Annotated in this window: 20 protein-coding genes; 12 read left to right on the top strand and 8 right to left on the bottom strand. The window is 41.1% G+C overall.

The features are described 5' to 3' along the window. Nucleotides 1-18 precede the first annotated feature (18 nt). From IEV39_RS06705 to IEV39_RS06730, 6 genes are all read right to left on the bottom strand, one after another. Nucleotides 19-351 (bottom strand): hypothetical protein, encoded by a 333-nt coding sequence (locus IEV39_RS06705; RefSeq protein WP_005285329.1) that lies wholly within the window; start codon nucleotides 349-351, stop codon nucleotides 19-21. Between the two features lie 206 nt (nucleotides 352-557). Further along, nucleotides 558-2,420, bottom strand: coding sequence for a non-contractile tail sheath protein (locus tag IEV39_RS06710; RefSeq protein WP_005285325.1), 1,863 nt, complete (start codon nucleotides 2,418-2,420; stop codon nucleotides 558-560). A 259-nt stretch (nucleotides 2,421-2,679) separates the two neighbouring features. Then, nucleotides 2,680-3,009: a four-helix bundle copper-binding protein gene (locus tag IEV39_RS06715; protein ID WP_081401874.1), complete on the bottom strand. Its 330-nt coding sequence runs from the start codon at nucleotides 3,007-3,009 to the stop codon at nucleotides 2,680-2,682. A 190-nt stretch (nucleotides 3,010-3,199) separates the two neighbouring features. Next, nucleotides 3,200-4,357, bottom strand: coding sequence for an OmpW/AlkL family protein (locus IEV39_RS06720; protein WP_005285322.1), 1,158 nt, complete (start codon nucleotides 4,355-4,357; stop codon nucleotides 3,200-3,202). 545 nt (nucleotides 4,358-4,902) lie between these two features. Next, nucleotides 4,903-5,208 carry a hypothetical protein gene (locus IEV39_RS06725; RefSeq protein ID WP_005285319.1) on the bottom strand — a complete coding sequence of 102 codons (306 nt, stop codon included), beginning with the start codon at nucleotides 5,206-5,208 and terminating at the stop codon, nucleotides 4,903-4,905. A 94-nt stretch (nucleotides 5,209-5,302) separates the two neighbouring features. After that, nucleotides 5,303-5,497, bottom strand: a complete 195-nt coding sequence (locus tag IEV39_RS06730) for a hypothetical protein (protein WP_005285313.1) — start codon at nucleotides 5,495-5,497, stop codon at nucleotides 5,303-5,305. A gap of 195 nt (nucleotides 5,498-5,692) precedes the next feature. Between IEV39_RS06730 and IEV39_RS06735 the strand changes: the two genes are divergently transcribed. The 5 genes from IEV39_RS06735 to putP all read left to right on the top strand — a co-directional run bounded on the left by IEV39_RS06735 (nucleotide 5,693) and on the right by putP (nucleotide 11,753). Next, nucleotides 5,693-7,540 (top strand): ABC transporter ATP-binding protein, encoded by a 1,848-nt coding sequence (locus tag IEV39_RS06735; RefSeq protein ID WP_005285309.1) that lies wholly within the window; start codon nucleotides 5,693-5,695, stop codon nucleotides 7,538-7,540. Next, on the top strand, nucleotides 7,540-7,980 hold the full coding sequence (locus tag IEV39_RS06740) for a MaoC family dehydratase (protein WP_005285306.1): 441 nt from the start codon (nucleotides 7,540-7,542) through the stop codon (nucleotides 7,978-7,980). The genes IEV39_RS06735 and IEV39_RS06740 overlap by 1 nt, the downstream gene beginning before the upstream one ends. A 128-nt stretch (nucleotides 7,981-8,108) precedes the next feature. Further along, complete coding sequence (locus IEV39_RS06745) at nucleotides 8,109-9,134, top strand: AraC family transcriptional regulator (protein ID WP_005229974.1); 1,026 nt, start codon at nucleotides 8,109-8,111, stop codon at nucleotides 9,132-9,134. Nucleotides 9,135-9,221: 87 nt separating this feature from the next. Next, nucleotides 9,222-9,596: a glycine cleavage system protein GcvH gene (gcvH, locus tag IEV39_RS06750; protein WP_005285304.1), complete on the top strand. Its 375-nt coding sequence runs from the start codon at nucleotides 9,222-9,224 to the stop codon at nucleotides 9,594-9,596. Nucleotides 9,597-10,256: 660 nt separating this feature from the next. Next, entirely contained in the window at nucleotides 10,257-11,753 is a 1,497-nt protein-coding gene (putP, locus tag IEV39_RS06755) for a sodium/proline symporter PutP (RefSeq protein ID WP_005285301.1), read from the top strand. Between the two features lie 44 nt (nucleotides 11,754-11,797). Here putP and IEV39_RS06760 read toward each other — a convergent pair whose 3' ends face one another. Further along, on the bottom strand, nucleotides 11,798-12,289 hold the full coding sequence (locus tag IEV39_RS06760) for an Lrp/AsnC ligand binding domain-containing protein (protein WP_005229968.1): 492 nt from the start codon (nucleotides 12,287-12,289) through the stop codon (nucleotides 11,798-11,800). 120 nt (nucleotides 12,290-12,409) lie between these two features. Here IEV39_RS06760 and putA point away from each other — a divergent pair, with 120 nt between their 5' ends. From putA to IEV39_RS06780, 4 genes are all read left to right on the top strand, one after another. Next, nucleotides 12,410-16,171 carry a trifunctional transcriptional regulator/proline dehydrogenase/L-glutamate gamma-semialdehyde dehydrogenase gene (gene putA, locus IEV39_RS06765; RefSeq protein ID WP_005285297.1) on the top strand — a complete coding sequence of 1,254 codons (3,762 nt, stop codon included), beginning with the start codon at nucleotides 12,410-12,412 and terminating at the stop codon, nucleotides 16,169-16,171. A gap of 119 nt (nucleotides 16,172-16,290) precedes the next feature. Continuing rightward, complete coding sequence (locus IEV39_RS06770) at nucleotides 16,291-16,773, top strand: GrpB family protein (RefSeq protein WP_005285294.1); 483 nt, start codon at nucleotides 16,291-16,293, stop codon at nucleotides 16,771-16,773. Nucleotides 16,774-16,856: 83 nt separating this feature from the next. Further along, a complete protein-coding gene (trmA, locus tag IEV39_RS06775) occupies nucleotides 16,857-17,942 on the top strand; it encodes a tRNA (uridine(54)-C5)-methyltransferase TrmA (RefSeq protein WP_005285291.1) in 1,086 nt (361 codons plus the stop codon). A 249-nt stretch (nucleotides 17,943-18,191) separates the two neighbouring features. Further along, nucleotides 18,192-18,419 carry a hypothetical protein gene (locus IEV39_RS06780; protein WP_004653128.1) on the top strand — a complete coding sequence of 76 codons (228 nt, stop codon included), beginning with the start codon at nucleotides 18,192-18,194 and terminating at the stop codon, nucleotides 18,417-18,419. A gap of 44 nt (nucleotides 18,420-18,463) precedes the next feature. On the opposite strand, the gene IEV39_RS06785 is transcribed toward IEV39_RS06780, so the two are convergent. Next, nucleotides 18,464-19,201, bottom strand: coding sequence for a phosphodiester glycosidase family protein (locus IEV39_RS06785; RefSeq protein WP_005285288.1), 738 nt, complete (start codon nucleotides 19,199-19,201; stop codon nucleotides 18,464-18,466). Between the two features lie 170 nt (nucleotides 19,202-19,371). Between IEV39_RS06785 and IEV39_RS06790 the strand changes: the two genes are divergently transcribed. The 3 genes from IEV39_RS06790 to IEV39_RS06800 all read left to right on the top strand — a co-directional run bounded on the left by IEV39_RS06790 (nucleotide 19,372) and on the right by IEV39_RS06800 (nucleotide 21,562). Further along, entirely contained in the window at nucleotides 19,372-19,905 is a 534-nt protein-coding gene (locus IEV39_RS06790) for a lecithin retinol acyltransferase family protein (RefSeq protein WP_005285285.1), read from the top strand. Between the two features lie 232 nt (nucleotides 19,906-20,137). Then, the gene (locus IEV39_RS06795) at nucleotides 20,138-20,395 is read left to right on the top strand and encodes a YjhX family toxin (protein ID WP_005285282.1); all 258 of its coding nucleotides are present in this window, start codon (nucleotides 20,138-20,140) and stop codon (nucleotides 20,393-20,395) included. 108 nt (nucleotides 20,396-20,503) lie between these two features. Beyond that, nucleotides 20,504-21,562 (top strand): bifunctional HD family hydrolase/N-acetyltransferase, encoded by a 1,059-nt coding sequence (locus tag IEV39_RS06800; RefSeq protein ID WP_005285278.1) that lies wholly within the window; start codon nucleotides 20,504-20,506, stop codon nucleotides 21,560-21,562. The last annotated feature ends 66 nt before the right edge of the window (nucleotides 21,563-21,628 follow it).

The raw sequence follows: 21,628 nt of genomic DNA on the forward strand, positions 1-21,628 counted from the left end.
ATTGCAGTTCGTTATTGTTTATTTACAGATGATATCCAGCTTTTCAGCATAGTAATCTGTCGAAATCTTCAAATCATTCATCAATTTTTCTTTGGTGTAATCTTTTGGCGCCACCTTTAACAAGGCTGGAATATATTTCGATTCATATAACTTCGGATAGTCCTCACAAAGCACTTGGGTCTGCTGTTGTTTAGGTGTGTCAGGATTATCCAGAATATCCATGTACTCGGAAATTTTATTGTCTACGTTCTCGAAGCTTTCCTGAGCCTTTTCACTCTTTACTTCAGGCTGTTTATTACAACCTGTAAAAAGGATTGCAATCAAACCAAAGAATAGAATCTTGTTTTTCATAAGGATCTTTTAAATTCTGGAAAGTAATACAAGTGAGTGTATATCAGTTTTCATTTGAATAAGTGACAATTTCGTTTTCAGTTTCTTGTCTATTTCGTAAAGTTTAGTCTTCGGCTTTTGTTGGCTCCATTCTATTTATATTTGTCATTCATCTATCTCAAAAAAAGGCTTTGCAGCTCAAAGCCTTTTTCGTTATGAGATTAATTTTATAAATAAATTTCAGGTGGATACGGCATGTCGTCACTAATTGGGGAATATAAACTCTGCCCTATAAAGAAACCGTTTGGAGCCTGTGCAATATCAATGGTGACTGAATCGGCCATAACCTGAGGATAGGCCCAGATGAACTGTTTCATCAGTCCCAAAGGTTGATTATTTTGCATATCACCAAAGATACGCTGCCAGATCGGTGTTTGGTAAGGTTTACTCGCGTCAAATCCATATAAATGTGCAATGGACGAGTCAGGCACAAACCCAGCCAGATACGCAACCTTATCTTCCGGATAGTTCAAATCCTGAGTTGGGATTTCAGCCACAGCCTGATGTGCCAATCCCAAACGCGCTTCTAAAATCCAGTCATAAGCTTCCGTCATCAGGTAATCAAAATTCGGATATGCATAATGTTCACGTGGATAATTGATATCCGTCACCAAAGTTTCAATTGGGGTGCGAATGGTTGGGAAGAAAATCAGCGGAGATACTTTTGCCTGTGGGTATTTTGTCTTAACCACCGACCGAATATCCTGACAGGTTTGCCCTAATTTGTTTCTTAACCAGCTTTTAAACTGATCATACGGCGTTCCGGTCTTATTCATCGCTTCATAAATGGTGCCTAAATCTGGCGCATATAAACCAGTATCCGCATTAAAAGCCAGTTTGGTTGGGTAATCATAGACACATGGCAGATCTGTACCCTGGTTATACCACCACCACGGTTCGCCAATCTGCATATTCACTTCACAGCCACCGGCAACCATGGTATCGGCAAACTCAATAAAGGCTTTATGTAAATAAGCCTGCGCATTTTGATCACATGGACTAAAGAAGTAACTTGGTGGCTCATAGCCTGTTCGACCCAGATTATTATTCCAGTCCCGCTGTGCCCAGTATTCATTGGCACCCAAGGAATACATTTCAAAGCTCACCCCAAAGATAGGCTGCATATTGGCACAATGGAGTGCCTGGGCAAAATGTTCGTGCCATTTTCGGGTACATGGATTAACGACGTTGGCATTGCTGAGTAACGGATCAGGAATCTGCCATTTATTGATATCAGCATTCCATGCCATTTCAGGATATTTCGACATGCCACAATAGTGATTGATCAGTCCGTGATAACCCAAAGCCGCCATATTATCGACCAGTCGCTGTGGGTTGAGATCATAATGATCATCATAACTGGTACATAGACCATACTCATGCGCAGGTACTGAGACCCGATTTAAAGCCAGCTTGGCATTCGGGCCGGTAGTTACGGAGTTGGTTACTCGAATGTACCCCTCTTCTGCCTGTGCTAATGGCAGAGTTGAATGCCCGTTATAACTCAGGGTAAATCCAGAGAAAGAAATACGCTGAATGTTACTGACAGGAAATGGATCTGTTGCAGAGAAGCCCGCCTTGACAGTATCCCAATTGATATGAATATGGGCTGATCGTGAAGCAGGCTGATCGGCATAATTAAACAGCACGATATAGGCGACCTTATCTACTCCATTTTCATGATATTGCACAGTCAAGGTCGGGGTTAAAGCGGGGTTATTTAACGTTGGCATACTGGCCGACAATTCAATATCAAAATCCCAGATTGTACCGCTGTAATCATATTTGGTCTCATAGGCAAGAAACTGATGATCTTTTGCATCATAAGAATCCCAGCTAATCCCTACCAAATCAGTGCTGGTACGAGAACGGAAAAAGGCTTCAAAACCGTTACTAAAACTGGTTATGGCAAAAGACATGGTTTGCGGGCCATCAACTCGCCAAAACTTTGGGCTAAACCGATCAATGCTCGAAGTTGTAACAGTTAAGCTAGGAGATTTTTTAAAGTTTTTTTCAAATTTATTCGTCATTTGATAATGCTCTCATTTAATAATTAAGTTTTCATGTTAAATAATCTTGTTATTTTTGGCTGTTTGCATCGGTAATCGTTGATCAAAAACCCAGCACTTACATGGAGTTTATGTAACTTGATTTTTTGAATGCATAAAAAAAGCTTATCTATCGATAAGCTTTGCAATAACCTCTCCATATTGATACCGATCCTTGCAGTCCGGTATTGTTATATGCAACTCAAATAAGCTGCTTATCTCAAGCTAGGCAGTGAACAGCTTAAGCAGCCATTCTTCTACATTCTATGGCACATTGATGGCAGGTTTCGGCACACTGTTGACAATGTTCAGAAGCGTGTTTGATACACTCTTCAGCGCACCAGTCACATATTTTTGCACAGATCTGGCACATATCCGCCAGAAAGATTGATTCTCGTTGCTCAGCTTTGGCACATAACATACAGATATCCGAACATTCCAGACATCGGGTAATGCACTCCCGCATCATCTCGACTTTTTCTTCTTGTAAACATGCGGATGCACAAGTAGTACAGGCCAATGAACAAACCAGACAAGCTTTGGCGCAATCTGAAAACTGGATAGAGTCCATCTTATTCTCCTTAGCTAAATCTTCAAAAATGCTTAGTAAATAAGCTAACCAGATAAAGTGCTGCAAAACATAGGGATTCGGTTATAAAAAGTAAGCCATGTTTTATTCGGTAACCGTATTAAAAAAGACTATTAAAAGTCATGTCCTTAAACTTAACAGACTTAAGGACATGTAAACTTAAATCATAAAATTAGAAGCGATAACCCACACCTAGATAAGTAATAAGTGGATCAATATCGATTTTAGTGGTTGCATGAATAAGTTGGCTATTGGCATTTTGGTTGATTACTTTAATGGTTGCCTGATTATTCAGTTTGGCATAGGACAATGAACCAGTAGCGAACCAAGACTCATTCAGGTCGTAGTTAAACCCTAGTGAAACAATTGGTGCAATTGCATCATCCGCATCAACTTTAACAATCATTTTCCCGCTAGAAGGACGTCCTTCCAATGCCGCACCTGCTTGACCATCATGAATATTTTGAATCATATGTCCAGCAGCAATCAGGTCATTCTTAACACCATTATTGATTTTAATATTACTATAATGCGCATACAGTAAACCTGCACCAATGTAGGGTCTAAATTTATTCACCCCGGTTTTTCCAAAATGATAAGTTGCCTGAATTGCCGGCGTCCATGCCGTAGCTGTGGCTGCCTTATCATATTTATTTAAATCCGTAATCAATAATCCATTTTTTAGATAGACATTTATATCCGGCGCGTTCGGATCATAGTCGGGGGTACCTGGGATATTTGGTAATGGATGGCCAATTGCTTCAAAAGGTGCATATACCGTTCCTTTACCTTTTAACTTTACTTTAGGGGGTATACCGCCAATCAGTTTCAATGAAACATTATCATTCACATAATAATCAAACATTAACCCCAAGGTATCAATATCATCAGCTTCAAGACCAGCATCTGATTGCCAATTTTCAATTCCTGAAATTTGCGCATCTCCCGTTATAGTTTTTAAAATTACATCCCTCTCCTCAGGTGTTTCACTTCCATCTAGATTCATCTTTATGATTTCATCTAAATATTTTGTTTTGATAATACTATTGTAGATAGTCAAATCAAAACTATTAGGGTCTGTTTTCTCTAACTCAGCATATTTTGCGGTATCTACATTTTTGAGGATTGTATCTCCAGAAATCATACCGACATCTGCCACCGTTCCGTTTTTAACATTAGTATTAATATTAAAACGATTCGCTTTACCCTGAGGCATCACATGTAACCACCCTGCAGAAACAGAATAACGTTTAAATTCCTGCGCATAGCCCATATTGGTAAAAGCTAATAGACTTGTTGCTATTACAATTATTTTTACTGTTTTTTTCATTTTATTTTCATCCTGAAATTCATATTATCCGATCTGGCAATATGCTTTTTAAATATAGCACGATAATATTTTTATCAAAAAGTAAATTTTAGTTACTCATAAATATAGAAAAATTAAAAATACTCTCAAAAAAAATTAAAGATATATTTATAAATAAAATAAACATAATTGTAGTGATAAAAATCACAAAATATATAGAAAGAGAGTTTTAACTAGCGAAAATTATTGATCAAACTTCATGAATCATTTATTTTCTTAGCTTCTAAGGTATTTTTATAATCTGTAAATATTAGTATTTTTAACATATTAATCCCATATATTAGAAAATATTAACAATTAGAAATATTCAAGTTCATTATGTACAAACTCTTTCAGCATTTTCAGCAAATATTCGGAGATAAAAAGCATTTAATTCTAAAGTTTTAATTGATAAATCTAAAACTATAAAAACTACTTCTCTCTTCATCAAGATAAAATAAAGCGCTCAAAATCATTGATGAAGATGAGCGCTTTACAGTTAAGAGAGATCAATATATGAAGATTAATTAGTGCTCATAAATATTTTTATGTAATGTGCTTGAAAGCCAGTGGATAAAGCCTGTTTTATTCTTAAACTGCGGAGTATCGAATAAATTTACATTCAACTCAAAATGATTAAAATTAATAAATTTATAGCTCCCGCCGCCTAAAGCAACCACATCGCTGTGTGGATATTTGAGCGTTTTTAGCGCTTCGCTAAAGAATAAGGCTTTAAGCGCTATCTCACTATTCTTGTGCGCCTGATAACTTTGGGACTGAAGGAATAAATCATATTCTTGATCTAAACGTGTCATGATTTGGGAAATAACCACTTTAGACTCCTTTATTATTGGAACACCTGTTATCGCATAGAAAACTATAAAAGCCCACCTTTTGATGGACTTTTATAGTATTAAATTGGTATGACTAGTGCAGGCTTAACTCTTCATCTTTGGCAATCACGACCGAAGTGAGCATCGGAATTCCCAAGATCACCGGCACCATGATAATCCATAAATCCGTCGTTATATGACTTGAAAAGAAGAAATGGATAACCATGGCCACCAACGCCAATACACTCAACAATACACCCATGAATCGAACTGCAAATTTAATCAGCATTTTTGATCCTATATAATTGTCAGTACACTTCATCAGTATACGCCTAGCATTTCGATCAAGATACCTGCTTTTATACAACCGATACATCACAATAAGCCCCCATCCTTGCACCTGAGCTTTTCTCCTCTCTATTGCTGATTTTCTGCTATGCTACAGAACAAGCTGAATTAGTACTTGATATTAGAGGAAACCGAAATGCTGCGATGGTTTGAAAAGCTAGTCGATCCATACCCCACCAAAGACTTAAACAAACCATTACCTACGACCTTTTTTGCTTTCGTTTGGCAATCGACTCAAGGCATTCGCCCTTTTCTATTTTTACTGATTGCATGTACTGCTGCTGCAGCATGTTTTGAAGCTTTATTCTTTTCCTATATTGGTAAATTGGTCGACTGGCTCACCAAAAGTCAACCCAGCACCTTTTTACAAACCAATCAACAGAACTTAACCATTCTGATCAGCATTCTGTTTGCCAATATTTTCTTTGTCAGCCTGCAATCGATTATTAAACACCAAGTATTGTTCAGTAATTTTCCAATGCGTATGCGTTGGCGTTTTCATAATTTATTACTGCAACAAAGCCTGGACTTCTTCCATACCGATTTCGCTGGACGTCTTTCTGCCAAAGTCATGCAGACTGCACTGGCGGTACGCGAATTCTGGATGATTCTCGGGGACATGCTGGTTTATGTACTGGTCTATTTTGTGACCATTAGTCTGGTCATGGGTGCAATTTCGCCAGTGCTGATTGTACCGCTGATTTTATGGTTAGCCTTATTTATTGGCATTGCCAGCTACTTTATTCCACGACTTGGCAAAATCTCCCAGCAACAGGCCGATGCGCGTTCCGTCATGACCGGTCGAGTTACCGACGCCTATACCAATATCCAGACAGTAAAACTCTTCGCTCATGCGGGTCGTGAAAGCCAATATGCCAAAGAGTCGATGCAGGAATTTATGGTGACCGTGTATAAGCAAATGCGTCTGGGGGTGAAATACCAGATCAGTATTCGTGTACTCAGCGCATTCCTGTTTATTAGTGTGATTGGAACCTCGGTCTGGCTTTGGACACAAGGTCAGGCAGCAATCGGGGTGATTGCTGCAACCACAGCGATGGTATTAAAATTGGACAGTCTGGCCGAATTCATCATGTGGCACATTACCATGCTGTTTGAAAATGTCGGTACCATTCAGGACGGGATGAAAACTTTGGGCAAACCGATCCAGATTCAGGACAAGGAAAATGCCTCTGAGTTACAGGTACAGCACGGCGAGATTCGTTTTGAAGATGTCAGCTTTGCTTATAACCAGAAGAATGTCATTGATCATTTTAACCTGACCATCAAACCGGGTGAGAAAATTGGGATTGTCGGTCGTTCCGGTGCGGGGAAATCGACACTGATTCAACTGTTGCTGCACTTCTATAACATCAACCAGGGTCGTATTTTGATTGACGGTCAAAATATTCATGATGTGACCCAAGATAGTTTACGTGCCAATATTGCCTTGGTAACGCAAGATACCTCGCTGCTACATCGCACCGTCGCTGAAAATATTAAATACGGTCGCCCGAATGCAACTGAAGCTGAAATTCAACAGGCGGTCAGAAAAGCCAAAGCGGAAGAGTTTATTCCGCAGCTAACAGATATGAAAGGTCGTGTTGGTTTTGATGCTTATGTGGGTGAACGTGGCGTGAAACTGTCGGGCGGACAACGTCAACGTATTGCCATTTCACGGGTTTTCCTAAAAGATGCACCGATTTTAATATTGGATGAAGCCACCAGTGCCCTTGATTCCGAGGTCGAAGCCGCAATTCAAAGCAGTTTAAATGACTTGATGGTTGGCAAAACGGTCATTGCAATTGCCCACCGTTTATCTACTATTGCTCAAATGGATCGTCTCATTGTGCTGGATCAGGGCAGAATCGCAGAACAAGGCACACATGAGGAGCTGATTGCTCAGAATGGTTTATATGCTCAACTATGGAAACGCCAGACAGGCGGTTTTCTGGTTGAACAACGGGTAACGCAGGACACAGAATAATGTTGTATTTAGAAGACCTTAATATTGGCGATCGTTTCATCAGCCGTGAATATGAAATGACACTAGAAGAAGTTAAGCAGTTTGCCAATCAATACGACCCACAACCCTTTCATACCGATGAGCAGGCTGCTGCCCAGCATCCTATTTTTCAAGGATTGGCAGCAAGTGGCTGGCACACCTCAGCCGTGACCATGCGACTTTGGACGGAATGCTTTCCGGTTGCTGGCGGCTTACTGGGAACAGAATCGAGTTTACGCTGGCCAAGACCGACACGTGCAGGAGATAAAATTCACGTTGAAGTTGAAATTACCGCAATCGTGCCGTCTAAAACCAAACCAGATCGCGGTATCGTCAGCTACGTAACCCAAGCTTTGAACCAGCATGGTGATGTGCTATTAATATCAACAACCAAAATTATGGTGTTTAGAAAAGCAACTTAAGACTTGGACATTCAGTGACTGTTTTGTCCAACAATTTTTATGATTGATTATTTTATTTCATGTAAAGATGATTAAGACTTTAATGTTTAAAAGATATTGGCAAAATTGATGAGCGCCACGGAAAGCCCATGAAAACAAGCACAACTCGTCAAGATCAAGGAATACCAGGCGTCTATGGCTTATTGCTATTAGATGTAGTTTCTCGCTGGGGATATAGCGATGAAACTTTATTTGCTCCATTTCATTTAACGAGTGAACAGCTGGCTGATCCGAACTATCGAATTCCAACACCGATTGCCAATGAATTGGTGAAGCATTCTTTGCGCCTGACTGGTGAAAGTACACTGGGTTTTCATCTCGGTACGCAAATGCGGATTTCCATTCATGGCTTTATCGGTTATGCCATTATGACGGCACATGATATTACCGATGCCATTGCACTAGCCAGCCGCTTTATTCAATTACGCCTACCCTTTCTACAGTTATATTTTTCGACCTTCGGCCCTAAAGCCACTTTACAACTGCAGTGTGATATCGAAGTCGAACCTTTGCGCACCGAAATTATTCTAGGTCTGACCATTGGCATCATGACCATGGCCAGAGCGCTTACTGGCATAGAAGATTTAAGTGGTGAAGTGGATCTGGATTTCCCTGAACCGGCAGGCTTTGAAAAATATCGGGACAAACTCAGCAGCAGCATTCGTTTTAATCAACCGCATTTGATCTCGAGCTTTGATAAAAAATATCTGGGCCTGAAAATGGTCAATGCCGATCCGATTGCCAGCCAGATTGCTATTAACCAGTGTGAAACAGAATTGTCAGCACTTGGCGAACGTCGGCGTTTAGCGATGCGGGTGCGGGATATTCTGACCAATTCAGAGCAGCATTATCTCAGTATCGAAAGTGTGGCTGAACGCCTGCATATGTCCGACCGTACCTTGAAGCGTCAGTTAGCAGCAGAAGGCACCTCTTTTTCCACTTTAGTGGATGAAGTACGTTATCGTCATGCGACCTCTTTACTTTCCAGAACGGATTATAGTCTGGAACAGATTGCAGATGAGCTTGGCTATTCTGACGTGGCAAACTTCAGTCGTGCCTTTAAGCGCTGGAGTGGCCGTAGCCCAAGTAACTGGCGCAAAGATCCATACTTATAATAAGTTCAACGGCGAAAGCTTTTGTTTTTATTGAAAAGCATGTATAAACCAAATAAAAATGATACGACAGATTGTTAAGGAGTTGTCATGAATCATCCAGCAGAATTGAAATATGCACGTACGCATGAATGGGTAAGAATCGAGGGTGACCTCGTTGTGACTGGTATTACCGACCATGCACAAGATGAGTTGGGTGATTTGGTCTATGTGGAAACCCCAGCAGTGGGCAGTCATGTCACGGCAACTGAACAAGCCGGTATTGTTGAATCAGTTAAAACTGCCTCAGATATTCATGCACCTGTTTCAGGTACAGTCGTTGAGGTGAATAGTGATCTTGAAGATGATCCTGATTTTGTCAATGATGAACCTTATGGCAAGGGCTGGATTTACAAGATCAAACCGGACAATATGGCAGATGTAGAAAAACTACTTTCAAATAGTGAATACGAGTCAGGTTTATAATCGAATAGATCTGAACAAAAAAGCCCGGTAGATTTGACCGGGCTTTTTTTTAAATGAATGCATGTGGTGATACCTTGCAGCGCTCATACTTGCGTCTAAAATCTGAATTTGACGACACACATGCGATCAACTCACAGCTTAATCCTTGAAGCATCTTTTCGGCCAATTGGCTGAATCATTTTTTCTTTTCTCGCCAAACCGTCATCTTGAAAATTCGATAAATAAATAATCAAAATTTCTGCTACTTTTTTATGTAGAAAAGCACTCAACATTATATTTTTTTAATGTCAAATTTCTCTGGCTGGTTACCTTTGTAACATCATGTGTCAATATTTTTGCCTAGTTTTTGACTGCTTTAATTTAATCTACATCTGTACTTTTTATAAATTGTAACTTTTGAAAACATTGTGCGTAAATTTCAATCATCAACCCGAGCATTTTTGCTGAAAAAAAACGCGCTTTTTTTAATAAAAAAATTAAGATTCATAGAGTTATTTTAAATTACATAAAATATACAAATAAAACACACAAACATAACAGTATTTTAAAAATCATTTGTGCTTGAATCTGTGACCTTATCAATCCCAAGAATAGTCATTCATTTTTTTAGCTATTCAGTTGTGATTGCAAATTATGGATATGTAAGGACAGGCATCCATTATGAATTTTTCGAATCCCACAGTTGTTGTATTCGTGGTGTATATCCTGGCCATGCTTGGCATCGGTTTATACGCCTATTTTTCTACTAAAAATCTTGATGATTATATTCTTGGAGGCCGAAGTTTAGGCAGTTTTGTAACCGCATTATCTGCGGGTGCATCAGACATGAGCGGTTGGTTACTCATGGGCCTACCTGGCGCTATTTACTTGACGGGTTTATCTGAATCGTGGATTGCGATCGGTTTGATTATCGGTGCATGGCTGAACTGGTATTTGGTGGCTGGACGTTTACGTGTCCATACCGAAGTACAAAACAATGCCCTCACCTTACCTGATTATTTTACTGGTCGTTTTGATGACCAGAAGAAAATCTTACGCGTCACTTCTGCATTGATTATTCTGGTATTTTTCGCAATTTATTGTGCTTCTGGCATGGTCGCTGGTGCACGTTTGTTTGAAACATTATTCCAATTGCCGTATAGCACAGCTTTATGGATCGGTGCATTTGCAACCATCGGCTATGTTTGTATCGGTGGCTTCCTTGCGATCAGCTGGACCGATACCTTCCAGGCTGGCTTAATGATTTTCGCATTATTACTCCTGCCAATTGTGACCTACATGTCTTTAGGTATCGGCATGGAAGAGTTTACTGCTGTTGTTGAAAGTGTTCGCCCACATGCCTTTGATTTTGCGACAAATTTAAGTGTTGTTGCGATTCTTTCTGCAGCTGCATGGGGCTTAGGCTATTTTGGTCAACCACATATTCTGGTCCGCTTCATGGCTGCTGATTCTGTGAAATCAATTCCAGCGGCTCGCCGTATTGGTATGACCTGGATGGTTTTATGCTTGGCGGGTGCAGTCGGTTCAGGTTTTATCGGTATTGCATACTTCCAGATGCATCCTGAATTTGCGGCAGCAGTAACAGCTAACCCTGAAACTGTGTTCATGGAATTGACCAAGATCTTATTCAACCCTTGGGTTGTAGGCGTCATTCTTGCTGCAATTTTATCGGCAGTCATGAGTACCTTGAGCTGTCAGTTACTGGTCTGTTCGAGTGCCTTAACTGAAGATTTGTACAAAGGCTTTATCCGTAAAAACGCGTCACAAAAAGAACTGGTTTGGATTGGTCGTGCCATGGTACTTGCAGTTGCAATGCTTGCACTGGTGCTTGCTCAGAACCCAGACAGTAAAGTACTTGGTCTCGTTGCTTACGCCTGGGCTGGTTTTGGCGCAGCATTCGGTCCATTGATTATTCTTTCATTGTTCTGGAAGCGTATGACCCTGAACGGCGCATTGGCAGGTATGGTTGTGGGTGCTGTAACCGTTATCCTTTGGAAAAACTTCTTCGGTGCTACTGGCATCTACGAAATTATTCCGGGCTTCGTTTTCGCCTTGATCAGTATTGTGGTGGTGAGCTTACTCGGTAAAGCGCCAAATGCTGCTGTAACCAGCCGCTTCGAACAAGCTGATGAAATTTATGCACGCGAAATGAAATAATTTTGCTGAAAAATTTAAGGGGCTTTCGAGCCCCTTTTTTTTATTTAAAATTTTGTCCGTGATTTAATTTTTATTTTCGAGCTGTCTTTCACCACCTGCATCACCGGATAACTACGGGTTTCCTTCACCCCTGGCAACTGCCATAAAATCTGTCCTGCAATGCGACGGAACTCCTCCATCCCCGCGCTACGCAATTTAATCAGAAAGTCAAAACCGCCACTGACCATATGACATTCCACGATTTCAGGATACTGCGTGACTGCGTCAATAAAATCATCCAGTACATGCGGTGTGGTCTTATCCAGCAGCACTTCCACAAAGACCAGAAAATTGGCATTGAGCTTATTCGGATTCAGTTTCGCCTCATACCCCAAGATAAACTCATCCTTCGTCAATTTCTGCACGCGCGCCATCACTGCAGTCGGTGACAGGTTCACGAGTTCTGCCAATTTACTATTGGAAATCCTTCCATCTGTTTGAAGAATATCCAGAATTTTCAGATCAGTTCGATCTAATGTATAAATAGGGCCATTCAACTGAATTTTCCTCTAAAAAATAAGCAAATTATAGTGAGTTACTCGGGATTTATTCTGTAATCATAAATTATCTAAACCTCTCTGCTCAATATGTTTTAGAGATTGTTATTGGAATTTAGCATGAATACATTGGATACTCCCGCACAAATGGACACAGCTCACGCAGACGGTTATATCACCGAATTTAAAGAAAAAAGTGAGTTTGAGCAACGCATCAATACGGCATGGCGCCGTGCAGAGCCTGAAGCAGTCGCTGTACTTGCTGAAGCAGCCAATATTTCCCCTGAACTTGACCATAAAATTTATGAGCTCGCATTTAGCTTAGCGCACAATTTGCGTGAGCGTAAAAGTTCAGCGGGTAAAGCTGGTATCGTTCAAGGTTTACTTCAAGAATTTTCACTTTCTTCACAAGAAGGTGTGGCCCTGATGTGTTTGGCAGAAGCTTTGCTTCGTATTCCAGATACTGCAACACGTGATTTATTGATCCGTGACAAAATCAACCAAGGCAACTGGAAAGAACACGTTGGTCAAAGTAACCTGATGTTCGTCAATGCCGCTGCCTGGGGTTTGATGTTAACTGGTAAGTTAATGGAAACGCCGAAGCAAACCAGTTTATCAAGTGTCTTAACTGGCCTCTTGGCACGCAGTGGTCGCGGTATCATCCGTAAAGCCGTTGACGTTGCCATGCGTATGATGGGCGAGCAATTCGTTACCGGCGAAACCATCGGCGAAGCGCTTGAACATGCGAAACCATTTGAGCACAAGGGTTTCCGCTACTCATACGACATGTTGGGTGAAGCAGCCCTAACTGAACATGATGCTGAGCGCTATTACAACGACTACACCCAAGCTATTCATGCCATTGGTAAAGCATCGAACGGTCGTGGTGTTTATGACGGTCCGGGTATCTCAATCAAGCTTTCTGCATTGCACCCACGTTACCAACGTGCGCAAATTGACCGTGTTCATCATGAACTTTACAACAAAGTTTTTGAACTGGCGTGCTTGGCAAAACAATACGATATCGGTTTAAACATCGATGCTGAAGAATCTGAGCGCTTGGAAATCTCACTTGAATTGCTTGAACGCCTATGTTTCGAACCGAAACTTGCCAACTGGAAAGGTATTGGTTTCGTGATTCAGGCCTACCAAAAGCGCTGTTTCTATGTGGTTGATTACATCGTTGATCTTGCAAAACGCAGTAACAAACGCCTGATGATCCGTTTGGTGAAAGGTGCGTATTGGGATAGCGAAATCAAGAAAGCGCAAATCGATGGCATGACCGACTACCCTGTGTTTACCCGTAAAGTTCACACTGACTTGTCTTACATTGCGTGTGCGAAAAAATTACTTGCTGCACCAGATCAAGTATATCCGCAGTTTGCAACACATAATGCGCAATCGCTTGCAACGATTTACAACTTGGCTGATCCAAGCAAATATTATCCAGGTCAATACGAGTTCCAATGCTTGCACGGTATGGGTGAGCCATTGTACGAACAAGTGGTTGGTTCTAAAGAAGACAATAAACTTGGTGTGCCATGTCGTGTTTACGCACCTGTGGGTAACCATGAAACTTTGTTGGCTTACTTGGTCCGTCGTTTACTTGAAAATGGTGCCAATACCTCATTCGTCAACCGTATTGCGGATAAAACTTTAAAAGTTGAAGATTTAATTCAATCTCCAATCAAAGACATTCAAACTTCAGCGAAAGACGAAGGCCAGCTTGGTTTAAAACACCCAGCGATTCCGCTTCCGCATGATCTTTATCCATTACGTCCAAACTCAAGTGGCTTTGATCTCAATAACGATCAACCATTAGCAGACCTGGATGCGACCGCACAGAAGCTACGTAACCAGATTTGGAAAAGTGGCCCTTTACTTGGTTTTGAATCAGCAGTACACGATGAAAGTAATGCGCTTGCAATTACAAACCCTGCACAAAACAGTGAAGTTGTCGGTTATGTCAATGAAGCAACCAGCGCTGATGTACAACTGGCGTTAGAAGCTGCGGTACAAGCTGAACAAAGCTGGGCAGCAACCGATAAAGTTGAGCGTGCTGCTTGCTTAAAACGTGCTGCTGACTTGATGGAAGCCCGTATTCAAGAGTTGATGGTTTTACTTTGCCGCGAAAGTGGTAAAACCTATGCCAATGCGATTGCAGAAGTTCGTGAAGCGGTCGATTTCCTACGTTACTACGCAACTCAAATTGAAAACCTGCCTGCAAATGCACAGGTGAAGCCATTAGGTACCGTATTGTGTATCAGTCCATGGAACTTCCCTCTTGCAATTTTCTCGGGTCAGATTGCAGCTGCATTGGTAAGCGGTAACTGTGTTATTGCCAAACCAGCGGAACAAACACCACTCATTGCAGCACAAGCGGTGCAAATGCTTTGGGAAGCTGGCGTGCCACACGGCGCTGTACAGCTTGTTCCAGGCCGTGGTGAAACAGTCGGTGCGCAATTGAGCCAGGATGACCGCATCCAAGGCATCATGTTCACAGGTTCGACTGAAGTTGCAAAAATCTTGCAAAAAACGGTAGCAAAACGTTTATCTCCAAATGGTCAACCTATTCCGTTAATCGCGGAAACCGGTGGTCAAAATGCGATGATCGTAGACTCTTCTGCGTTGACTGAACAAGTGGTTCTCGATGTTGTCAGTTCTGCATTCGACAGTGCCGGTCAACGTTGTTCTGCACTTCGTATCTTATGTGTACAAGAAGACAGCGCTGCAACCGTCATCAAAATGTTGAAAGGTGCGATGCAACAGTTGATCGTCGGCAACCCTGCGATCTTAAAAACCGACATTGGTCCTGTGATCGATACTGAAGCGAAACAAACCATCGATACGCACATTCAAAAGATGAAATCTAAGGGTTACCCTGTTCATCAATTGATGTTCAACGATGCTGCAAGCCAACAGGCACTTGCACAAGGTACTTTCGTTCCGCCAACAGCAATCGAATTACCAAACCTTGATGACCTTGAGCGTGAAGTATTTGGTCCGGTACTACACATCATCACCTATAAGTACGGTGAACTTGAGCAGTTGATCGATCGTATCAATGCCAAAGGTTACGGCTTGACCATGGGTCTACATACCCGTATCGATGAAACCATTAATACGGTTATTCAACGTGCTGAAGTGGGTAACTTATACATCAACCGTAACATCGTCGGTGCAGTGGTAGGTGTACAGCCGTTTGGTGGTGAAGGCTTGTCTGGTACTGGTCCGAAAGCCGGTGGTCCACTTTATATGTACCGTTTGATGGAACATTGTTCAGAGAAAGTATTGGCGACCCCATTTGCGGTAAAAGCTGAAATCTCTCAGTTTGATGCCGTATCTAATGTGGCTTACCAAAGCTTGCTGGCTTGGGCAAAACAACACATGGCTCAAGCAGTACCGACAATTCCAGCATTTGGCGTAGGTAAATTCTACGAGTTGCAAGGTCCGACTGGCGAAAGTAACCAGTACATTATCCTGCCTCGTCATCGTGTGCTTTCGATTGCCAATGATGATGCTAGCCAGCTTCAACAATTGCTTGCGATTTTCGCTGTTAGTAGTACAGCGGCGGTATTGAAAGACAATGCATTCTTGGTAAAACACAAAGCGTCTTTACCAAAAGATGTCTTGGATGCAATCACTGTGATTTCAAGCGTTGAAAAAGATGCCTTTGATGCCGTGCTTCATCATGGTTCTGTTGAACAGTTGCAAGATTTGCAAACTAAAGTTGCTGCCCGTTCAGGTGCGATTGTTGGCATTACCCAGCTGCAAACCAATGAGCAGATTCCTTTAGAACGTCTTGTGATTGAACGTGCCATCAGCGTGAATACTGCAGCAGCTGGCGGTAACGCAAGCTTGATGACTTTATCTGAAGACTAATATTCGCCTTTTCGAGAAATATTAAGTCTCTCACTGACCCGAATCATGTTTACATGGTTCGGGTTTTTTATTATGTTTTAGTTGATCTTTATTGCAATTATAAAAATGAGAACCTGAAAATGCAGTTTTTCCCCGCTACTGAATATCAGCCTCACTGTGCCCAGCTTTTTGAAGATTATAAAACGAAGATCAAGCAGCTTATCCCTTTTGCCATTGTTGAACATATTGGTTCATCCGCGATCCCCAATGCAATCTCAAAGGGTGATCTCGATATTTATATTGAAGTCCCCGCTCAACAGTTTTTAGATGCCATTAAAGAATTGCAACAACTTAATTTTAAAGAAAAGCTGGATACATTACGTACTCATGAGCTATGTATGTTGCAATCACAAGCGCATGATGTCGCCTTGCAAATAGTTATGACGGGCTCGGAATTTCAAAATTTTCTTACTTTTCGGGATCAACTACGACGTCACCCAGAGCTGGTTCAGCAATACAACCAACTCAAACAAAGTTGTTCAGGTACTTCACCAGAGCAGTATCGTCAGATTAAAGCACTATTTATACAGAATGTGCTGAATCCCCATCCAGCTTACAAATAAGCAAATTTGATAATTTCCCTGCACCTTGTAGCACTTTTTTTGATACCATTCCTGTTTAGATTTCACCTATAGTTTTCTTGTTTATGACCATCTCTTACCAGCAGCAACTTCAAGAGAAAGTTGAACGAATCACCGCACAATTTGCCCCGTTCAATCCACCAGCTTTAGAAGTGTTTCAATCACCCGAACAACATTTCCGTATGCGTGCCGAATTCCGTCTCTGGCATACCGAAGATGATCTGTTCTATGCCATGTTTGAACGTGCTGAAGATGGAAAGCAAAAAGAAGTTGTTCGTGTGGATGAGTTTCCGATTGCCGACCAAAGCATCAATGACTTGATGCCGCGTCTATTAGAAGAATTAAAAGCAGTACCGACTCTATCGCAACGTATTTTTGAAGCGGATTTCCTTGCAACATTAAGCGGAGAAATGCTGGTTACGCTGATTTATCACCGTAAACTGGATGCAGAATGGGAAACGGCAGCAAAAGCGTTAGCTGAAAAACTGAATATCAAGATCATGGGGCGTAGCCGTGGCCAAAAAGTGATTATTGGCGATGACTATGTGGTTGAGCAGCTCAATGTTCATGGTCGTACTTTTAAATACAAACAAATTGAAAGCAGTTTTACCCAGCCAAATGCGCAAGTGTGCCAGCATATGCTGGAATGGGCATGTGATGCTGTACAAGGATCTCAACAAGATCTTTTAGAATTGTATTGTGGTAACGGTAACTTTACCCTACCGTTGTCTTTAAAATTCAATCGTGTCCTTGCCACTGAGCTGGCTAAATCTTCGGTTTATGCGGCGCAATGGAATATTGAGCAAAACCAAATTGAGAATATTCAGGTAGCGCGTTTATCTGCGGAAGAGTTTACCCAAGCCTATCAGGGCGAACGTGAGTTTAGACGCCTGCAAGAAGCTGAAATTGATATTCAAAGCTATGACTTCGATACAGTTTTCGTCGATCCGCCACGTGCAGGCATTGATGATGAGACGCTGAAACTGCTACAGGGATTCAAGCGTATTCTCTATATCTCATGTAATCCGGACACCCTGCATGACAATCTCAACACACTGACTCAAACCCATCGCATTGTGCAGTTCGCTATGTTCGATCAGTTCCCTTTTACCCATCATGTTGAGTCGGGTGTTTTACTTGAGAAGATTTAAACAAATTATTTCAACGTAACAATAAATTATAAAGGGTTTCAATAACCCTTTATTTTTGCTCAAAGTATATGAATAAAAAAGTGATATTTTTCAAAGGTCAAGTCATGATACCGTCATAATTTCGTTTGAGATGAGCAGACTCATCGAAAAAATTGAAGTTCAACTGCTGCTTTTATCACTTAAGCTGACTTGTATTTTATTTTAAAGTGGCTATATTTCGAGCTATGTTAGGTTGTTAATGAAGGCTCTATGAGTTTTTGGCAAAAATTGTTCAATGCAGACGAACAATATAACGAACACAAGAACCAGACTTCTTGCGTTGAAAACGATTGTTCTTGCAAAACCAATGAACAGCTACTCGATGCTTTAGTCAAAGCAACAGATGAGGATGTCATTAAAGGCATTAAGAAAGTACTGATTTCTCGGGGTTATAGCCGCAAAGAGTTACTTGCGATGATCAAACCACCGATTCAATAAAAATAAGCCCCTCATCTCCTTAAAATCAGGAGATGAGGGTGTCATCAAGATTTACACTTTTCCCGATTCACTTCTGCCACCATCGGTCCCAGATTAAATCGCTTATCATGGCGTTTGTTTTGTATTGAATACATACTTGAAATCGATCCATCCAGATATAACGCATGATCTATTTTCAACTGTTGCTTAAAAAACTGCGCAAACTGGTAAAAACTTACCCGTTGTTGTGAAATCACAAAATACAGCTCATTATTTTTTATGCCCACCCCATTTCTGATTTTAAGTGAAGTTGAGTCAGGTAAAAATTGATCATTAATTCTACCCTGATAGACCAGCATCGGCCCTGACTGGGTCGCAAACTGTGCCTGAAAACCTGAATGTGCATAATCGGCCGTGGTTTTGATAACGGCACGGCGATCATTCCACGCCACAACTCCATTCGGTTGCATAAAGAAATTACCAAATCCTTGGGTCTGATTTAACTGGCGCAGCTCTTTGCCCTGTTCGACATATAATCCGACGGGCTGAAAGTCAGCATGATACATTCCCGCATTCATGGCAAAATTGAGTTGGGCACAAGGCGGCAATGCTTTTTGTAAAGTTGCAAACTTTTGATAGTAGCGATTGCTTTCAGGATTTTTTAAAAATAATTCCAGTTGATCCAGGTGGTCGACTTTAATGACATCGTAGCTGTTCTGATTAAATTGAATAGCTTGCTGCTGCATCGCATATGCAGATGGAACAGCTAAAAATGTAAAGGCGAACAGTAACCAGATTTTCATTATGCGATATATTTAAGATGAGATCTGGCTATTTTCTCACAACAGCAAATCATGCTGAATGACAGATACAAACTCCACACATAATCATCGGATTGAGTGTATAAATAAGCTCGATTGATTCACATTTTTTCACTAAAATAAGCGTGTAAATACAATAACCTTGTATCAACATGCAGCAAAGACATCCGCGCTTTCCAATTGGCGCCCATCTGATCGTAAAACACTTTGGTTATAGTCACCACGGCATTTATGCAGGACGTGGCCGAGTCATTCATTATTCCGGTTTTGCCCATATCTTTAAAAAGCATCCGATTGAAATGACCTCTATCCAGCGTTTTGCGCGAGGAAAGCCTATTTATATCAGGGACTATCACTCCCCGCGCTACAAGGCCAGAACCGTAGTACGGCGTATGCGCTCACGCATGCATGAAAATCACTACCATCTCATCATTAACAACTGCGAACACTTATGTACCTGGGCGATTACCGGTGTTGAATCCAGTACTCAGGTCGAACGCATGCAACGCCGTTTAGCCACGATCGGTTATGTCAGCTCGGTCATGAGTTATATGAATGGCCTGATGCTGACGGTTGCGACAGCCTGCTTCGCGATTGTGCTGTATATTAAAATACTGTTGCGCCATCAAGCTAAAAAATCGGTTCCAGCTTACTTACAGCTCAAAGAAAAGCGCCCGAAAAGATAAGCTTTGCCTGCACTTCAAATAGTGTTTCTCACACAATTATTGCTTTTTAATTTATCTTGCTTTAGTATTTTCAGCGATACACATCGTATCGCATCCATATCGAGGATTTTATGTTGGAGATAGCAGTAATCTGGTAACTAAATTTCAATAGCACATTGAAATTGGTTATCTGCGCGATTTTTTGGGCGTTAAGCCTAACTTTGCCTCTGATTATTTCTATCTGGATAACAACATGAACTTATCTAAGTCCGAACAACGGACACTGCACGTCTTAGCAAAAGGCGGAAAAATCGTAAAACTTCGTAATGACTCAGGTCAAATCATCGCTGTAGAGTGCTATAGCCGAGAAGGTTTCTTGCTGTCCGATTGCGACCTTGCCGTTTTTAACAAGCTAAGAAAGAAAAAACTGATTAAATCCATTAATGGACAGCCCTATCAAATTAATTTACATGGGCTTAGATCAGTACGCCCACAGTTAGACAATCGTTAACACAACCATAGGTTTGGATAAATCCTTGGTTGTACTTTGATGATGTCTATCAATCTAATCTTAGATCGGGTTTGTCCAAATTACATATGGTTTATTTTGAGAAAGAAAATGGAACTAGACGTAATTCAAAACCGCTTAGCTTTTTTACGAGAAGCGGAAAAACTAAAAAATGTGCTGCGATTTTCACATACTTCCAATGGTCGCCAAGAAAGTACTGCTGAACATAGTTGGCGTTTATGCTTAATGGCGATGATTTTTGCAGATCAATTCGAAGACATTAATCTCGAGAAAATACTAAAAATGTGCCTGATTCATGACTTAGGTGAAGCTCTTCATGGTGATATTCCAGCCATTATGAAAGATCAATTTCCAGCGAAGAATCAGCAGGAGAAACAGGATCTTTATCAATTAACCGAATGTTTAGATGATCAACCTCAAATGTTGATTCGATCACTTTGGCAAGAATATGAAGATGCAGAAACAACTGAAGCCAGATTGGTTAAAGCTCTGGATAAGTTAGAGACCATTCTGCAACATAATCAAGGTATTAACCCTGTTAATTTCGATTATGCATTTAATCTTAGTTACGGTGAAAAATACACTCAAGCCAACCCCACTCTCAAGCAGATTCGGGCCATCCTAAATCAGGAAACACAAGAGAAAATAAAGATGAACATACAGATTCGTGATGAAAAACTATACGATATTCAAGCTATTTTTGACTTAACGCAAGCGGCTTTCGCCGATGCAGAGCATTCGAGTCATACAGAGCAATTTATTGTGAATACTTTACGTAATTCAGGCCAATTGAGTTTATCTTTGGTTGCGATCAGTAATAATAAACTAATTGGACATATTGCATTTTCCCCTGTGAAAATCTCAGATGGCACTAAAGGCTGGTATGGCTTAGGGCCAATTTCAGTTTTACCTGAATATCAAGGTCAAGGCGTTGGCGCAAAACTGATGCATGCAGGCCTTGAAGCTCTCAAGGATTTAGATGCTGTTGGCTGTGTTTTACTCGGCGATCCTGACTATTACGGTAAATTTGGTTTTAAAGCAGATGCAAGACTTGTATTACAAGGTGTGCCAGCAGCGTATTTCCAAATTTTGCCATTTACTGAACATGTCCCATCAGGTAACGTGGTCTATGCAGATGCATTTAATTAATGCGACTGCATAGTCTTATGCGCTCAGCTTCAGTTAACGCTGAGCGCTTATATTTGTGAGTATAGA

Origin of the sequence: Acinetobacter courvalinii (assembly GCF_014635545.1) — a bacterium.
Taxonomy (GTDB): Bacteria; Pseudomonadota; Gammaproteobacteria; order Pseudomonadales; family Moraxellaceae; genus Acinetobacter; species Acinetobacter courvalinii.

Coding starts and splice junctions, on each gene's coding strand:
- IEV39_RS06705 (WP_005285329.1), bottom strand. CDS start 351: ATGAAAAACAAGATTCTATTCTTTGGTTTGATTGCAATCCTTTTTACA.
- IEV39_RS06710 (WP_005285325.1), bottom strand. CDS start 2,420: ATGACGAATAAATTTGAAAAAAACTTTAAAAAATCTCCTAGCTTAACT.
- IEV39_RS06715 (WP_081401874.1), bottom strand. CDS start 3,009: ATGGACTCTATCCAGTTTTCAGATTGCGCCAAAGCTTGTCTGGTTTGT.
- IEV39_RS06720 (WP_005285322.1), bottom strand. CDS start 4,357: ATGAAAAAAACAGTAAAAATAATTGTAATAGCAACAAGTCTATTAGCT.
- IEV39_RS06730 (WP_005285313.1), bottom strand. CDS start 5,497: ATGCTGATTAAATTTGCAGTTCGATTCATGGGTGTATTGTTGAGTGTA.
- IEV39_RS06735 (WP_005285309.1), top strand. CDS start 5,693: ATGCTGCGATGGTTTGAAAAGCTAGTCGATCCATACCCCACCAAAGAC.
- IEV39_RS06740 (WP_005285306.1), top strand. CDS start 7,540: ATGTTGTATTTAGAAGACCTTAATATTGGCGATCGTTTCATCAGCCGT.
- IEV39_RS06745 (WP_005229974.1), top strand. CDS start 8,109: ATGAAAACAAGCACAACTCGTCAAGATCAAGGAATACCAGGCGTCTAT.
- gcvH (WP_005285304.1), top strand. CDS start 9,222: ATGAATCATCCAGCAGAATTGAAATATGCACGTACGCATGAATGGGTA.
- putP (WP_005285301.1), top strand. CDS start 10,257: ATGAATTTTTCGAATCCCACAGTTGTTGTATTCGTGGTGTATATCCTG.
- putA (WP_005285297.1), top strand. CDS start 12,410: ATGAATACATTGGATACTCCCGCACAAATGGACACAGCTCACGCAGAC.
- IEV39_RS06770 (WP_005285294.1), top strand. CDS start 16,291: ATGCAGTTTTTCCCCGCTACTGAATATCAGCCTCACTGTGCCCAGCTT.
- trmA (WP_005285291.1), top strand. CDS start 16,857: ATGACCATCTCTTACCAGCAGCAACTTCAAGAGAAAGTTGAACGAATC.
- IEV39_RS06780 (WP_004653128.1), top strand. CDS start 18,192: ATGAGTTTTTGGCAAAAATTGTTCAATGCAGACGAACAATATAACGAA.
- IEV39_RS06785 (WP_005285288.1), bottom strand. CDS start 19,201: ATGAAAATCTGGTTACTGTTCGCCTTTACATTTTTAGCTGTTCCATCT.
- IEV39_RS06790 (WP_005285285.1), top strand. CDS start 19,372: ATGCAGCAAAGACATCCGCGCTTTCCAATTGGCGCCCATCTGATCGTA.
- IEV39_RS06795 (WP_005285282.1), top strand. CDS start 20,138: ATGAACTTATCTAAGTCCGAACAACGGACACTGCACGTCTTAGCAAAA.
- IEV39_RS06800 (WP_005285278.1), top strand. CDS start 20,504: ATGGAACTAGACGTAATTCAAAACCGCTTAGCTTTTTTACGAGAAGCG.